Origin of the sequence: Kribbella sp. NPDC050241, assembly GCF_044459685.1 — a bacterium.
GTDB lineage: Bacteria > Actinomycetota > Actinomycetes > Propionibacteriales > Kribbellaceae > Kribbella.
The window spans coordinates 707,820-722,023 of record NZ_JBITJE010000001.1; the positions used below are offsets into that span (position 1 = coordinate 707,820).

The window sequence follows — 14,204 nt, forward strand, 5'->3', positions numbered from 1 at the left end:
ATGACCGTTCCTCCTGAGGGCCCAGCCGCCATGTACGTGCCCGCGTTCTCGATGAAGCAGCGGGTCACGATGATGGCGAACAAGTACGAGCTGATCACGACCAACCCGGACGGCTCGGACGGGCCGCTGCTGGCGTTCGCGCAGCAGAAGCGGATGGCGTTCAAGGAGCAGGTCACGTTCTACACCGACGACACCAAGACCCGGCCGGTGTTCTCGTTCAAGGCGCGCAAGTCGATCGACCTGGGTTCGGGCTACGACGTGATGGACGCCGACGGCCAGCCGATCGGCTGGTTCAAGAAGGAGTTCGGCAAGAGCCTGCTGCGGTCCAGCTGGCAGCTGAGCGGCGGCCATGTGCACTCGAGCGGGACGGAGCGTAACCCCACGATCGCGATCGTCCGCCGGATCTGGGAGTTCGTGCCGTTCGTCGGCGAGATCCCGCTGCCGTTCATCTTCCACTTCGACTTCACCGACGTGAACAGCGGTCAGCCGGTACTGTCGGTGGAGCGCAGGCTCACGGTCCGGGACCGGTACCGGGTCACCGTCAAGGACCAGCGCCTCGACTTCCGCGTGGCCGCCGCGATGACCGTGGCCCTGGACGCGCTGCAGAGCCGTTGAGCCGCCGTACCAGGCCCCGCGTACGACCCTGGTAGTACGCGCGGCTCACTCTTTTGGGTGAACCCACCCTGAGACCTCTTGGTTCCGCCGCGACGCGGTGCGAGTCTTGACTACATGGGCGTAACGCAGCGCAGTCGACGGTGGTTGGTTCCGGTTACGGCAATCGCGGTAGTGGCAGGTGTGGCGGCACTCGGGCCAGTGGTCGCGGACGCCTCCCCGAAGCTGCCCGGCATCACGGCGCAGGATCTGCTCGCCAAGGTGCAGACGGCCAAGGTCGATGGGCTGAGCGGCACGGTCCGCTCTTCCGCGGATCTCGGTCTGCCCGCGATCCCTGGTGTCGAGGGCGGCAACCCGGTCTCCGAGCTGCTCAGCGGTCAGCACACCGCCCGCGTCGCCTTCGCGACCCCGGACAAGGCCCGGGTGTCCGTCCTGGACAACCAGGCCGAGCGGGTCTGGACGACCGACGGCAAGTCCGCCTGGGCGTACGACTCGTCGAGGCGTGAGGCCGTCAAGCTGACACTGCCGGCGCGCTCCGCGAAGCCGGACAAGCCCAAGGTCGCGCCGCAGAACTACGACCCGCAGGCGGTCGCGAAGCAGTTCCTGGACGCGATCGACCCGACCACCAAGGTCGAGGTGAGCGGCACGGAGAAGGTCGCCGGCCGGGACGCCTACAAGCTGCGCCTGGTGCCGAAGACGGACCGTACGACGGTCGGCTCGGTGACACTGGCGATCGACTCGAAGACGTGGGTCCCGCTCGACGTGACCGTGATGCCGCGGACCGGCAACGACCCGGCCGTGGAACTCGGCTTCTCCTCGGTGTCGTTCGACGTACCGGCGGCGAGTACGTTCAGCTTCACCCCGCCGAAGGGTGTGAAGGTGACGGACAAGAAGGTGCCCGCGACGCGCGAGGCCCCGCACCCGGTGAAGCCGCCGAAGGCGGTCGGGCCGAAGGGTGAGAAGGCGCCGGCCCAGCGCGGCGACAAGCCGACCGTGATCGGCACGGGCTGGGAGAGCGTGGTGATGGTCCGCGGCGTGAAGACCACCGGCAACGGCCCGGTCGACCAGCTGCTCGCCAACGCTCGTACGGTCGAGGGTTCCTGGGGCAAGGGCAAGATCCTGACCAGCAAGATGGTCAGCGCCCTGATCACCGACGACGGCCGCGTCTTCGCCGGTCTGGTCACCCCCGACACCCTGCAGGCCGCCGCAGCCAAGGCTCCCCGCTGACGTGACGACCCCGCAGGAGCCGCCGCCACCCGCGGCATCGGCCGCCCCACCCATCGTCACGCGGGGACTGACGAAGCGTTTCCACGGTGGCCAGGTGGCGGTGGACACCGTGGACCTGGAGGTCCCTGCGGGGAGCGTGTTCGGGTTCCTCGGGCCGAACGGGTCCGGGAAGACGACGACCATCCGGATGCTGCTGGGGCTGATCGCGCCGACCTCGGGGTCGGTCGAGCTGCTCGGCGAATCGATGCCGAAGGCCCAGCTGAAGGTCTTGCCGCGGGTCGGCGCGCTGGTCGAAGGGCCGGCGTTCTACCCGTTCTGGACCGGACAGGCGAACCTGCTGCGCTTCGACGCGGCCGACCGGACCGCTGACCCACGCACGCGCAAGGCCCGCGCGGCCGAAGCCCTCGAGCGGGTCGGACTGTCCAATGCCGCAGGCAAGAAAGTCCGGGCTTACTCGCTCGGTATGCGCCAGCGGCTGGCGATCGCGGTCGCGTTGATGCAGCGTCGCGACCTGCTGGTGCTCGACGAGCCGACCAACGGCCTCGACCCGCAAGGCACCCGCGAGGTCCGGAACCTGATTCGCGAGCTGGCCAGCGACGGCACCACGGTCTTCACCTCGACCCATCTGCTGGCCGAGGTCGAGCAGGTCTGCACCCACGCGGCCGTGATGAGCCGCGGCAAACTCGTCCGCCAGTCGACCGTGGCCGACCTGCGCGCCGAGCTCCGTCCGCGTCTGGTCGTCCGCACGCCGGACCTCGCGCAGGCGGCCGAGACCCTCAAGAGCCTCGGCGCCACCGATCTGAAGACCACAGAGGAGACCGTCGAAGGCGACTCCGGCGACCTCCCGGTCGACAAGTTCGCGGCGGCCCTGGTCGCCGCCGATGTTCGCATCCATGGCTTCGGGCTGGAACGCCCCAGCCTGGAGGAGGCCTTCGTCGCGCTCACGGGGGAGGGTTTCGATGTCGCTGAGTAGCACTGTCGAGAGCGGCCGGCGGGTGACCGCGGGCCAGCACACGCTCGGCCTGTTCCGTTCGGAGCTGCGGCTCGTTTTCGGGCGCGCCCGCACCCAGGCCGGACTCGGCGTCCTCGCCGCCGTCCCGCTGCTGATCGGGATCGCGATCAAGCTCTCCGGCTCCGACGGCGACGCGCAGGGCTTCCTGGGGCAGGTCGCAGGCAACGGCCTGTTCCTGATCGTCGCGAGCCTCGGCCTCTCCCTGCCGTTCTTCCTTCCGACCGCGGTCACCGTCATCTCGGGCGAGTCTCTCGCCGGCGAGGCCAGCCTCGGCACCTTGCGCACCATGCTCACCGCACCGGCCGGGCGCAGTCGGCTGCTCGCGGCCAAGATGGTCGCGCTCGCGGTGTTCTGCCTGGCCGCGACGATGACGATCTGGATCTCCGGGCTGATCGTCGGCTTCATTCTCTTCCCGGTCGGCGACGTACTCCTGCTGTCCGGGACGACGGTCTCGCTGGGGGAGGGCCTGTTCCGCGCTCTCCTGATCGCAGTGGTGATCTCGCTGTCGCTGCTCGGGCTGGCCGGAATCGGCCTCTTCGTCTCGTCGCTGACGTCGACCCCGCTGGCCGCGATGGCGGCGACCTTCGGCGCGTTCATCGTGCTCGGCATCATGACCGCGATCCCGCAGCTGCACGCGATCCATCCGTGGCTGCTGATGTACCGGTGGCAGTCGTTCGCCGACCTGCTCCGAGATCCGCCGTACTGGCATGAGATCGTCCGCAACCTGCTCGTGCAGGCCGCCTACCTGGTCGTCTTCTACACGGCCGCCTGGGCGCGCCTCACCAGCCGGGACATCACCTGACCCACCCGGTGGACTGAGACACTGGGTCGGTGGATGCCGACCTGGTCGCCGTACTGCGCTGTCCCGTCTGCGCGGACGCACTCGCCCTGACCGACCGTACGGCGCGCTGCCCGCAAGGGCACACGTACGACCTGGCGAAGCAGGGCTACCTCAATCTGTTGCCCTCGGCATCCACCGGGATCGACGGCGACTCGGCCGCGATGGTCGGTGCCCGGACGGTCTTCCTCGGCGGCGGCCACTACACCCCGATCCGGGACGCGCTGATCCTCAACGCCGCCGCGAGCCTGCGGCCGGACGGCGAGGAACTGGTCGTCGAGGTCGGCGCCGGCACCGGCTACTACCTCGCCGGTGTCGTGGGTGCCACAGCCGCCCGTCGCGGCCTCGCCCTGGACGTCTCGAGGTACGCCGCCCGCCGCGCGGCCAAGGTGGATCGGCGGATCGGATCCGTGGTGTGCGACGCGTGGCAGCAGCTGCCACTGCTGGACAACTCCGCGCACCTGATGCTGAACGTGTTCGCGCCGCGCAACGCCGCCGAGATGGCCCGGGTCCTCGCGCCCGGCGGTTCGCTCCTGGTGGTGACACCGAATCAGGAGCACCTCGCCGAACTGGTCGGCGTACTGGGGCTCGTCACGGTCGACGAGGAGAAGGAGCGCCGGCTGCGGGAATCACTCGCCGGTGCGTTCGTGAACACCGGACGGGAAGTCGTCGAGGAGACGATGCGGCTCGACCGGGGTGCGGTGGAGCAGTTGGTGCTGATGACGCCGAGTGCGCGTCATCTGAACTATCGCGAGCTGGCGCAACGGATCGCCGTACTGCCCGAACCCTCGATCGTCACGCTGTCGGTCACGCTGTCGACCTGGCAGGTCGCCTGATCCGGTGCCGGCTAGCACGGCACCGCACCAGGCTCGCAGTCAGGCGAGCACGACGCGTGGAGGTCAGGCCGCGTTGCCGATGAGCTCGCGGGCCACCACGGTGCCGTGTTGCTCAGCGGTGACCCGGGCCTCCGACTCGGAGACCTTGGACGCGTCGACGAGCTCCTCCATACCCGGGGTGACCGGGGCCAGCGTGAGTTCGGCGGCGGCGGTGCGGACGTTCATGCCGAAGATGTCCGCGAAGACCCGCTCCAGGTACGGCGTGGCGTGGTCCCAGCCGTGCTTCGGGGTACCGGGGCTGTAGCCGCCGCCGCGGGCGAGGGTGAAGATGACCGGCCGGCCCGCCGTCCCAGCGGTGCCGCGGACCAGCTCCGGGTCGATCAGCAGCAGGTCGATCCAGGTCTTCACGTTGTTGGCGATGCCGTAGTTGTACAGCGGGACGGCGAGCAGGATGGCGTCCGCATTCTTGACCTCGTTCGCGAGCTGCTCGGCGAGGGCCTTCGCCTCGGCGAGCGGGGTGCGGTCGGCGCCGTCGGCGGGCTCGGCACCCACCTGCGCGGCGGCCAGCGTCGGCCAGATGGTCGACGGCAACGGGTACAACCCGAGATCGCGGCGGACCACGATGCCGTCCGGGTGCTCCGCCTTCCAGGCCGCCTCGGCGCTGTCCGCCAGAGCGCGGCTCACCGATCCTTCGACCCGGATGCTGGCGTCGACGCGTAACAGGGTGGTCATTCGTTCATCTCCATCAGATTAGGGGCGGCTCATATGAGCTGTCCTGAAGATAATCTGTGAAGCAGAACATATTCAAGTCAGATCGTATTCCGAGTGGCGTACACCACGTACGATGGGGGCGTGACCAGTACTTCGCCCGACGTCGGGAGCCGGGCAGCCAGAGGAGCGCCCCACCGGACCGCCAGCGGTGCGCCGGTCGAGACGGACCTCGGCTGGGCGCTGGGCGTCGTCTTCCGGCGGTACGCCAAGACGGCCGCCGCGGTGCTCGACGACGTACCGGGTGGACCGCGCGGCTACCAGGTGCTGGCGGCCGCACATGGGGAGGGCCCGAAGCGGCAGCTCGACCTCGCGGCGCAGCTCGGCGTGGACCGGACCGTGATGACCTACCTGCTGGACGACCTGGAGAAGGCCGGCCTGGTCCAGCGACAGCCGGACCCGGCCGATCGCCGGGCGCGGCTGATCGTGGCGACCGAGCAGGGCCGGGAGACCTTGTGTGAGCTGGAGCAGCGACTTGCGACGGCCGAGGAGGAGGTCCTCGGCAGTCTGGAGGACTCCGAGCGCTCCAGCTTCCGGATGCTCCTGCAGCGTGTGGCGGTCAAGGCCGACACCGTCGACCCGCTGCACAACGCCTGTGTCCTCGCCGACGAGAACGTGGACCCGGCCGACACCTGACCGGTCAGGTCAGTGCAGCGGGACGAAGCCCGACTCGTAGGCCCGGATGACGGCCTGGGTGCGGTCCCGGGCGTTCAGCTTGGCGAGGACGTTCGCCACGTGGGTCTTGACCGTCTGCAGGCCGAGGATGAGTTCGGTGGCGATCTCCGCGTTCGACAGTCCGCGCGCCATCAGACGCAGTACCTCTTGCTCCCGTTCGGTCAGCTGGTATTCGTCCAAGCCGGTCGGCCGCGGCGACTGCCCTCCTGCGTGGGCCCGGGCCAGCGCGCGGATCGCCTCGGGGAACAGCAGTGACTCGCTCCCGGCGACTGTGCGGATCGCCGCGATGATGTCGTCCGGCGGCGTCCGCTTGAGCAGGAACCCGGAGGCTCCCGCGCGCAGCGCGTCGTACACGTAGTCGTCGTTCTCGAACGTCGTCACCACCAGCACACGCGGCGCGGGGTCGAGGTTCTCCAGGAGCAGCCGGGTCGCCTGGATCCCATCGACAGCGGGCATCCGGACATCCATCAGCACCACGTCGGCGCCGGTACGGCGGACGACCGGCAGCACCTCCGCGCCGTCGCCGGCCTCGCCCACCACCGTGAGGTCGGGCTCGGCGTTGATGATGGCGCGCAGCCCGCTGCGGATCAGCGGCTCGTCGTCGACCACGACCACCGACAGATTCATGTCATCCCTTCGTCGTCACGGCGACCGGCAGGGTCACGGCCAGCCGCCAGAGCGGTCCGTCCAGACCTGCTGCCACGGTGCCCTGCAGTACGGCGACCCTTTCACGGATACCGGCCAGACCACGGCCACCGCCCGCGTGGTCCGACGTACCGCTGACCGGGTTGGTCAGCTCGAGGCGGAGACCGGAACCGTCCAGCCGGATGGAGAGGTCGATCGTGAGCTCACCCGCACGGTGGCCGGCGTGGCGGATCGCATTGGTGAGGCCCTCCTGGACGATCCGGTAGGCCTCCCGGGAGACGGCCGCGGGCAGTCGTTCCAGGTCGCCGTCTCGCCGTACGTCGACCGTGATGCCGCCGGCCCGGGTGGCGTCGACCAGCCGGTCGAGGTCGCCGAGGGTCGACTGCGGCGTCGTCTGCGACCCGGGGCGCCGGTCGTCGCGCAGGAGTCCGAGCACGTGGTCGAGTTCGGCCAGCGCGGAGCGGGCGGACGTCTCCATCGCGGCCAGCGCCGTCTCGGCGAACTCCGGATCGGTCGCCAGCACCCGGCGCGCCGCGGCCGCCTGGATCGTGACCAGGCTGAGCGCGTGCCCGACGCTGTCGTGCAGCTCCCGGGCCAGACGGTTGCGCTCGGCAAGTGTCGCCGTACGACGCTCGAGCAGCTCGATGCGCTCCGCGGCGGTCGGCCCGAGCACGCGCGGGGCCAGGTGGGCGAGCAGGGCACCCACGGCGGCGGAGAGCAGGAACAGGCCGACGATCCCGCCCACGGCCGCGGCCGGCAGCCACAGATCGCCCCAGCCGCCAGTGATCTCGTATGTCCAGCCCGGCACGATGTCCCGGGTACCGGGGGAGCGGAACGGCACCGCGAGCCAGATCGCTCCGACGCCGAACACGATCGTGCTGAGAATGCCCACCGTGCCGCCCGCGACCAGGTGCAGGCAGAACCAGCTCGCCGTCCGGCGGCGCTGCGGCCAGGTCCGCGCCGGACCGAGCGGCCGCTCCTCGAACCGGACGCCGAGCAGCGACTCGACCGCGATCCCCTCGACCTCACGGACCGCGGGCAGTACGCCGAGGGCGATCGGCGGACCGGCCGCGATCACGGCGATGACGATGCCGATGGCAACTTTCGGCAGCTGGAGATCCTGGGCCACCGCGACCAGCGCGCTGTCCACCAGGATGAACGCGAGCACCAGGGCCGCGCCCAGCAGGAGGTAGACCCAGCGCAGGTACGTCGACGCCCGGCCGAGGCTGGTCACCGCACGCAGCAGGGCCGGCGCCCCACGCACGGGACGCGCCGATCCGCGCACCAGCCCGTTCGCCACCCCTCCATGGTGTCAAACGTCCGGCCCGGAGACCTCCCTCCGGGGAGCCGGAGACCTCCCTCCGGGGAGTGAGGACCGCGACGGGCGCTCGACGCCGGGTCATGGCCGGGTCATGGCTGGGTCATGGCTGGGTCACGGTTCCGGTTACGTGCCGTGCGTCACTCGAAACTGACGGTTTACACAAATTGACACCGAACAGACGGTTTCGCAGCCTGCGGCCGTCGCGATCTGCTGTCCGGGCAGGTACGGTCTGTGGTCGGGGCGGGATGCCGGTCCTAGACAGGACGGGTAGGGGAAACGGCTCCAGAACGGGTGGCCGAAGGGCTCTGCGGGGACCTGGCACGGGGACGTAAAGTCCCGGTGAAGTCCCCAAAGGCCGATTGACCACCTTTCTGAATTTGATGTTTGATCAAATATCGGACGAGAGAGGTCGATATGAGGTTGAGGCGTTCCGTCATCGCGTTGGTGGCGGTCCTGGGGCTCGCCCTGGTCAGCGCGTGCAACAACGACGATGAGGGAAAGCAGGCCGACACCGGCCTGACGAAGGTCAGCTATCTGACCTCCTTCAACACCTTCGGCCGGGAGGCTTACGCCTACGTGGCCCTGGAGAAGGGCTACTTCAAGGACGCCGGCTTCGACGTCACGATCAACCCGGGCTCCGGCACGGTCGACGTGATGAAGCTGGTGGCCGGCGGCCAGGCCGACTACGGCATCGGTGACTTCACCGGCGCCGTCATCACCCTGGGCAAGCAGAAGCTGCCGGTGACCACGGTCGGGATGATCCACCAGCGCTCGCTGGCCGCGATCGTCTCGCTGGAGGGCTACGGCATCACCAAGCCGCAGGACCTGGTCGGCAAGTCCGTCGGCGACCAGCCGGGCTCGACCAACACGGTGATGTTCCCGGTCTACGCCAAGGCGGCCAAGATTCCCGCCGACAAGACCGACTTCATCCCGTCCCCGCCGCCGGCGTTGCCGCAGCTGCTCGCGTCCGGGAAGGTGCCGGCGATCGGCCAGTTCGTGGTCGGCGTACCGCTGGTCGAGAAGGCGGACCCGAAGCACCGCAAGGCCGTCGTCCTGCCCTACGGCGAGGTGCTGCCGGACCTGTACGGCAACGCGATCATCACCCGGACCGATTTGGCCAAGGACCACCCGGACCAGGTGAAGAAGTTCACCGCCGCGCTGCTCAAGGGCCTGCAGGACACCATCGACGACCCGGCCGCGGCCGCCGCGATCCTGAAGAAGTACGTGCCGCAGACCGACCTCGGCGTCGCCACCGAAGAGCTCAAGCTGATGAAGCCGTACGTGAAGCCGGACGGCTTCAACGACCCGCTCGGCTCGGTCGACCCGCAGCGGGTGCAGACCATCCTGAAGCTGCTGGACGAGGCCGGCGCGATCACGCCCGCGGGCTCGGTCAAGTCCGAGGACGTCGTCAGCATCGACCTCGCGCCGAAGAGCTGAATCTCGTCGATGATCCGGCTGGACGGTGTGGGGCAGGTCTTCGACGGACGCGAGGGCCAGGTCACGGCCCTCGAGGAGATCGACCTGCACGTCCAGCAGAACGAGTTCGTCACGCTGATCGGCCGGTCCGGATGTGGCAAGTCCACACTGCTCCGGCTGATCGCGGGACTGATCTCACCGACGTCCGGCACGGTCCGGGTGGCGGGTGACCCCGTCACCGGTCCGCGCCGGGACGTCTCGTTCATGTTCCAGCGGCCGGCGCTGCTGCCGTGGCGGTCGGTGCTGTCGAACGTCATGCTGCCGATCGAGATCGACGGCGGCGAGGGCGATCGGGGCCGGGCGGCGTACCGCGACCGGGCCCACGAGTTGCTGGAGCTGACCGGGCTGACCGGATTCGAGCGGCGGCTGCCGCACGAGCTGTCCGGCGGCATGCAGCAGCGCGTCTCACTGTGCCGGTCGCTGATCCGCGACCCGCAGGTGATGCTGATGGACGAGCCGTTCTCCGCGCTCGACGCGCTCACCCGGACCGAGCTGTCCGACGAGCTGCAGCGGATCAAGATGGAGCTGGACACGACGATCGTCTTCGTTACCCACTCGATCGAGGAGGCCGTGCTGCTGGCCGACCGGGTGGTCGTGCTGACCCCGCGGCCGGGCCGGCTGCGCGAGATCGTCGACATCGACATCCCGCGCCCGCGCACCCTGGGCCAGAACGCACACCTGACCGAGGTCGCCCGGATCAGCGGACTGCTGCACGGTCTGCTGGCGGAGAAGGTGGCGCCGGTTGAAGAGCCGGCGCCGCGGCAGGTGGACGAGGTGCGGCCGCGATGACCAAACGGTCCTGGCTGAAGGACTCGCCGGTCGCGGCGGTGCTGCTGCCGATCATCGGCCTGGCCGGTGCGATCGCGCTGTGGTGGCTGGCCACGATCGTGTTCGGGATCGAGTCCTACCTGCTGCCGAGTCCGAAGGACGTCGTCATCAGCTTCATGGACCAGCCGTCGTACCTGCTGACCGAGACCGGGACGTCGATCCTGGAGACGGTCGAGGGCTTCCTGCTGGCGATCGTGGTCGGCGTACCGATCGCGCTGCTGATCGTCCGGTCGGTGCTGCTGGAGCGGCTGGTGTACCCGCTGCTGCTGATGGTGAACGCGATCCCGAAGGTCGCGATCGCTCCGCTGCTGGTGGTCTGGATGGGCTTCGGTCAGTGGCCGAAGGTGGTCATGGTGCTGCTGGTCTGTTTCTTCCCGATCGTCATCTCGACCGCACAGGGGATGAAATCGACGCCGATCGAGCTGGTCGAGTTGCTCCGGTCGCTGAATGCGAGCCGGGCGCAGGAGTTCTTCAAGCTGCGGCTGCGCTACGCGATGCCGCAGATGTTCACCGGCATGAAGGTGGCGATCTCGCTGGCGGTGATCGGTTCGGTGATCGCCGAGTTCGTTGGCACGACCCACGGCCTTGGCTACGTGATCTACCAGTCGGGCGCGAGTGCGGACACGCCGCTGGCGTTCGCCGCGATCACCCTGCTCAGCATCCTGAGCATCGTCTTGTTCTACATCCTGGTCCTGCTGGAGCACCTGTTCCTGCCCTGGGCGCAGGAATCGCGGTGAGCGCCCGGTGACCGCACAAGCCTCCGACGCCGACCGCCGGGTCCTGGTCCGGCCGGCCTGGCTGGAAGCCACCGTCTCAGCCGTCTTCACCGCGCTCGGCTTCGACCCGGCCGACTCCACCAAGATCGCCGCCGCCCTCGTCGAGGCGGACTTACGCGGGGTGAGTTCGCACGGCATCATGCTCGTCCCGATGTACGTCGAGCGCCTCAACGCCGGCGGCGTCACCCGGGAACGCGAGCTCGACATGCTGTACGACGCGGGTGCGGCGATGGTCGTGGACGCGCGCGGCGGGATGGGGCAACTGTCGAGCCCACAGGCGATGGGCCATGCGATCGAGCGAGCCGGCCGCTACGGCCTCGGCCTGGTGTCGGTCCGCAACGCGCACCACTTCGGTGCGGCCAGCCGCTGGGCCATGCAGGCCGGGCAGGCGGGATGCATCGGCGTGGCGATGTCCAACACCACGCCGCTGATGCCCGCGCCCGGTGGCGCCGAGCGGATCGTCGGCAACAACCCGCTGGCGATCGCGGTGCCCACCTCGGCCGGGGTGGAGATCGTGCTCGACATGGCCCTGTCGGCCGTTGCCCTGGGCAAGATCCGGCTGGCCGCGTCGGCCGGGCGGCCGATCCCGGAAACCTGGGCCACCGACCCGTCGGGCACGCCGACCACGGATGCGGAAGAGGCCGTCCTGGGCATGCTGCTGCCGGCCGCCGGGCACAAGGGTTTCGGTCTGGCGCTGATGATCGACGTCCTGACCGGCGTACTGAGCGGTGGCGGCTGGGGTGACCAGGTCCGCCCGCTGTACCGGGAGCCGGACCGGCCGAACGACTGCGCGCATCTGTTCCTGGCCATCGACCCGGAGTTGATGGGCGGGGTGGAGAGTTTCCGTCGGCGCTCGTCCGGGCTGGCCGCGCGGGTGCGCGGCAGTGCAACCGCGCCGGGGGTGAACCGGCTGTACCTGCCGGGGGAGATCGAGGCGGAACGGGCAGCACACCAGCGGCGGCACGGCGTACTGATCGAGAGGTCGGGGCTGGACGCGCTGCTGGCGGCCGCACGGGCGGTCGGTGCTGTCGTTCCGGCGGGAGGGGTACTGAGCTGATGCCGAAGAAGCAGATCTCGACGGACACGCTGCACAGCCCGAACGGGGTGTTCTCACAGGCCACCACGATCGAGGCGACGGGCCGACTGGTGTTCGTCTCGGGGATGACCGCCCGCCGTCCGGACGGCAGCATCGCCGGCGCCGGCGACATCCGGGAGCAGACGCGGCAGGTGCTGGAGAACGTGCAGGCGGCGGTCCAGGCCGCCGGCGGCACGCTCGCCGACGTGTGCCGGGTGGATGTGTACGTGCGCAACATGGAGGACTTCGCGAAGATCCACGAGATCCGGGCGCAGTACTTCGCCGAACCGCTGCCGGCCTCGACGATGGTCGAGGTCAGCAAGCTCGCGCACCCTGACTACCTGATCGAGATCAACGCGATCGCGGTGATCTCATGACCTGGGGGGAAATGATGCGCGGCGTCGAGTGGACCTGAGATGCGGTACGTGATGGTGGAGCACGCCGGCCAGGAGCGTCCGGGCGTGCTCGACGAGGACTCGATTCTGTTGCTGGAGGCAAAGGACCTGACGGCGGTGATCGAGACCGGCGCGTGTCGACGGGGGAGAACATCCCTTACTCCGAAGCTGCCGCAGATGTTCCTGCAGGAAGGTGACGTCGTGGTGACGCGGGCAGACAAGATCGGCGAGTTGCGCAACACCGTCGTACGGCAGGTGCTGTGATGACCGGCCCACTCGAGCTGTTGCCCGGCGGCGGACGCGGCGGCCGTCGTACCCTCGCAGAACATGCCGCCGCCGAACTGCACCAGCTGATCCTGTCCGGAGAGCTCCCCAGCGGTACGCCGTTGCGCCTGGTGGAGCTGGCGAACCGGCTCGAGATGAGTCAGATGCCGGTCCGGGAAGGACTCCGGCGGCTGGAGGCGCTCGGACTGGTCGAGATCATCCCGCACCGCGGTGCGTGGGTCCGCGACCTGTCGCTGGAGGATCTGCGGGACACACACGAGACCCGGCTGGCGCTGGAGAGCCTGGCGGTGCGGGCGGCGGCGGAACGGTTCGCCGACGGAGACTTCCAGCGGGCCGCGGCCGCGTTGGCCGAGCACCTGCGGTTGTCGCGGGCAGAGGACTCGATCGGCGCTCGGCAGGCGCACGCGGACTTCCACTTCACGCTCTACCGGGCCAGCGGCTCGCAGTGGCTGGCCAGGGCGATCGAGCCGGTCTGGCAGAACAGCGAGCGGTACCGGTTCGGCAGCCGGCCGACCGATTTCCTGATCGAGCGCAACCGGCAGGAGCATCAGGCCATCCTGGACGCGTGTGTCGCTCGCGACTCGGATGCGGCGGAGCGGGCCCTGCGCAACCATCTGGCCGGCGCGTTCCAGCGGATCACCGAGACCATGACGAGGCGGGCCGAGGGGAATCAGCACGGCCCGTCGAAGCAGAAGGAGACGTCATGAAGGCGCGCTTCGACGCGACCGGCGAGGTCGTGGTGATCACTGGCGGCGCGCAGGGCATCGGTGCGGCGCTGGCCGCGGCTGTCAACGCCTGTGGTGGGACGGCGGTCGTCTTCGATGTCGTGAAGCCGGCCGACGCCGCCGTCGAGTACGTCGAGGTGGACGTGGCCGACCGGTCGGCGGTGGAGTCGGCCGTCGCGTCAGTGCTGACCCAGCACGGGCGGATCGACGGTCTGGTCGCCGGAGCGGCAGTGCAGCCGCGCTCGCAGGTGCTGGACACGGATCCGGCCGAGTGGGCCCGCGCCCTTCAGGTCAACCTCGACGGCGTGGTCTGGGTGTGTCAGGCCGTGGTACCGCATCTGGTGGCGCGGCGGTCCGGATCGGTGGTCGTGTTCACGTCCGGCATGGCCGCCGGCGGTTATCCGGGTGCGTCGGCGTACGCGTCGAGCAAGGCGGCGCTGGTCGCCTTCGGCAAGTCGCTGGCCGCGGAGGTGGCCGAGCACCGGGTCCGGGTGAACGTGGTCTCGCCGGGGGTGATCGACACCGAGCAGTTCCGCGGTGCGAACGCCGGTGCGGACCGGGACCACTGGCGCGACACCATAGGTATCGGCGACCCCGAGGACGTGGTCGGCCCGTTGCTGTTCCTGCTGTCCGACGCTGCGGCGATGACCGGGTCGATGCTGACCCGGGAACGCGCCTTTGCCAAGCTCACGAGCTTTGTGGAGTGATGT

17 protein-coding genes are annotated in these 14,204 nt (G+C 69.5%); 14 read left to right on the top strand and 3 right to left on the bottom strand.

Features of this window, described 5'->3' with window-relative positions; translation table 11 throughout:
* From ACIBG5_RS03205 to ACIBG5_RS03225, 5 genes are all read left to right on the top strand, one after another.
* Nucleotides 1-615, top strand: coding sequence for a hypothetical protein (locus ACIBG5_RS03205; protein WP_396389789.1), 615 nt, complete (start codon nucleotides 1-3; stop codon nucleotides 613-615).
* Between the two features lie 180 nt (nucleotides 616-795).
* The gene (locus ACIBG5_RS03210; protein WP_396389790.1) at nucleotides 796-1,839 is read left to right on the top strand and encodes an outer membrane lipoprotein carrier protein LolA; all 1,044 of its coding nucleotides are present in this window, start codon (nucleotides 796-798) and stop codon (nucleotides 1,837-1,839) included.
* A 1-nt stretch (nucleotide 1,840) separates the two neighbouring features.
* Nucleotides 1,841-2,812 (top strand): ATP-binding cassette domain-containing protein, encoded by a 972-nt coding sequence (locus ACIBG5_RS03215; protein WP_396389791.1) that lies wholly within the window; start codon nucleotides 1,841-1,843, stop codon nucleotides 2,810-2,812.
* On the top strand, nucleotides 2,799-3,653 hold the full coding sequence (locus tag ACIBG5_RS03220; protein ID WP_396389792.1) for an ABC transporter permease: 855 nt from the start codon (nucleotides 2,799-2,801) through the stop codon (nucleotides 3,651-3,653). The genes ACIBG5_RS03215 and ACIBG5_RS03220 overlap by 14 nt, the downstream gene beginning before the upstream one ends.
* A 29-nt stretch (nucleotides 3,654-3,682) precedes the next feature.
* Nucleotides 3,683-4,525 carry a putative RNA methyltransferase gene (locus tag ACIBG5_RS03225; RefSeq protein WP_396389793.1) on the top strand — a complete coding sequence of 281 codons (843 nt, stop codon included), beginning with the start codon at nucleotides 3,683-3,685 and terminating at the stop codon, nucleotides 4,523-4,525.
* 63 nt (nucleotides 4,526-4,588) lie between these two features.
* On the opposite strand, the gene ACIBG5_RS03230 is transcribed toward ACIBG5_RS03225, so the two are convergent.
* Nucleotides 4,589-5,257 (bottom strand): FMN-dependent NADH-azoreductase, encoded by a 669-nt coding sequence (locus ACIBG5_RS03230; RefSeq protein ID WP_396389794.1) that lies wholly within the window; start codon nucleotides 5,255-5,257, stop codon nucleotides 4,589-4,591.
* Between the two features lie 120 nt (nucleotides 5,258-5,377).
* Here ACIBG5_RS03230 and ACIBG5_RS03235 point away from each other — a divergent pair, with 120 nt between their 5' ends.
* Complete coding sequence (locus ACIBG5_RS03235; RefSeq protein ID WP_396389795.1) at nucleotides 5,378-5,929, top strand: MarR family winged helix-turn-helix transcriptional regulator; 552 nt, start codon at nucleotides 5,378-5,380, stop codon at nucleotides 5,927-5,929.
* Between the two features lie 9 nt (nucleotides 5,930-5,938).
* Here the strand turns inward: ACIBG5_RS03235 and ACIBG5_RS03240 are convergent, their stop codons facing one another.
* Entirely contained in the window at nucleotides 5,939-6,595 is a 657-nt protein-coding gene (locus tag ACIBG5_RS03240; RefSeq protein WP_360439931.1) for a response regulator transcription factor, read from the bottom strand.
* 1 nt (nucleotide 6,596) lies between these two features.
* Complete coding sequence (locus tag ACIBG5_RS03245) at nucleotides 6,597-7,913, bottom strand: sensor histidine kinase (RefSeq protein WP_396389796.1); 1,317 nt, start codon at nucleotides 7,911-7,913, stop codon at nucleotides 6,597-6,599.
* A gap of 435 nt (nucleotides 7,914-8,348) precedes the next feature.
* On the opposite strand from ACIBG5_RS03245, the gene ACIBG5_RS03250 reads away from it, so the two are divergent.
* Genes ACIBG5_RS03250 through ACIBG5_RS03285 form a run of 8 tightly spaced genes read left to right on the top strand, consistent with a single transcriptional unit; the run spans nucleotide 8,349 to nucleotide 14,201 of the window.
* Nucleotides 8,349-9,371 carry an ABC transporter substrate-binding protein gene (locus tag ACIBG5_RS03250; RefSeq protein WP_396389797.1) on the top strand — a complete coding sequence of 341 codons (1,023 nt, stop codon included), beginning with the start codon at nucleotides 8,349-8,351 and terminating at the stop codon, nucleotides 9,369-9,371.
* Nucleotides 9,372-9,380: 9 nt separating this feature from the next.
* Nucleotides 9,381-10,199, top strand: coding sequence for an ABC transporter ATP-binding protein (locus tag ACIBG5_RS03255; RefSeq protein ID WP_396389798.1), 819 nt, complete (start codon nucleotides 9,381-9,383; stop codon nucleotides 10,197-10,199).
* Nucleotides 10,196-10,975, top strand: a complete 780-nt coding sequence (locus ACIBG5_RS03260) for an ABC transporter permease (protein ID WP_396389799.1) — start codon at nucleotides 10,196-10,198, stop codon at nucleotides 10,973-10,975. The genes ACIBG5_RS03255 and ACIBG5_RS03260 overlap by 4 nt, the downstream gene beginning before the upstream one ends.
* 7 nt (nucleotides 10,976-10,982) lie before the next feature.
* Nucleotides 10,983-12,071, top strand: coding sequence for an Ldh family oxidoreductase (locus ACIBG5_RS03265; protein ID WP_393384360.1), 1,089 nt, complete (start codon nucleotides 10,983-10,985; stop codon nucleotides 12,069-12,071).
* Entirely contained in the window at nucleotides 12,071-12,466 is a 396-nt protein-coding gene (locus tag ACIBG5_RS03270) for a RidA family protein (protein WP_396389800.1), read from the top strand. The genes ACIBG5_RS03265 and ACIBG5_RS03270 overlap by 1 nt, the downstream gene beginning before the upstream one ends.
* A 39-nt stretch (nucleotides 12,467-12,505) precedes the next feature.
* The gene (locus ACIBG5_RS03275; RefSeq protein ID WP_396389801.1) at nucleotides 12,506-12,748 is read left to right on the top strand and encodes a hypothetical protein; all 243 of its coding nucleotides are present in this window, start codon (nucleotides 12,506-12,508) and stop codon (nucleotides 12,746-12,748) included.
* Entirely contained in the window at nucleotides 12,748-13,476 is a 729-nt protein-coding gene (locus ACIBG5_RS03280; RefSeq protein ID WP_360439907.1) for a GntR family transcriptional regulator, read from the top strand. The genes ACIBG5_RS03275 and ACIBG5_RS03280 overlap by 1 nt, the downstream gene beginning before the upstream one ends.
* Nucleotides 13,473-14,201 carry an SDR family NAD(P)-dependent oxidoreductase gene (locus ACIBG5_RS03285; protein ID WP_396389802.1) on the top strand — a complete coding sequence of 243 codons (729 nt, stop codon included), beginning with the start codon at nucleotides 13,473-13,475 and terminating at the stop codon, nucleotides 14,199-14,201. Before ACIBG5_RS03280 ends, ACIBG5_RS03285 begins: the two co-directional genes overlap by 4 nt.
* Nucleotides 14,202-14,204: the final 3 nt, after the last annotated feature.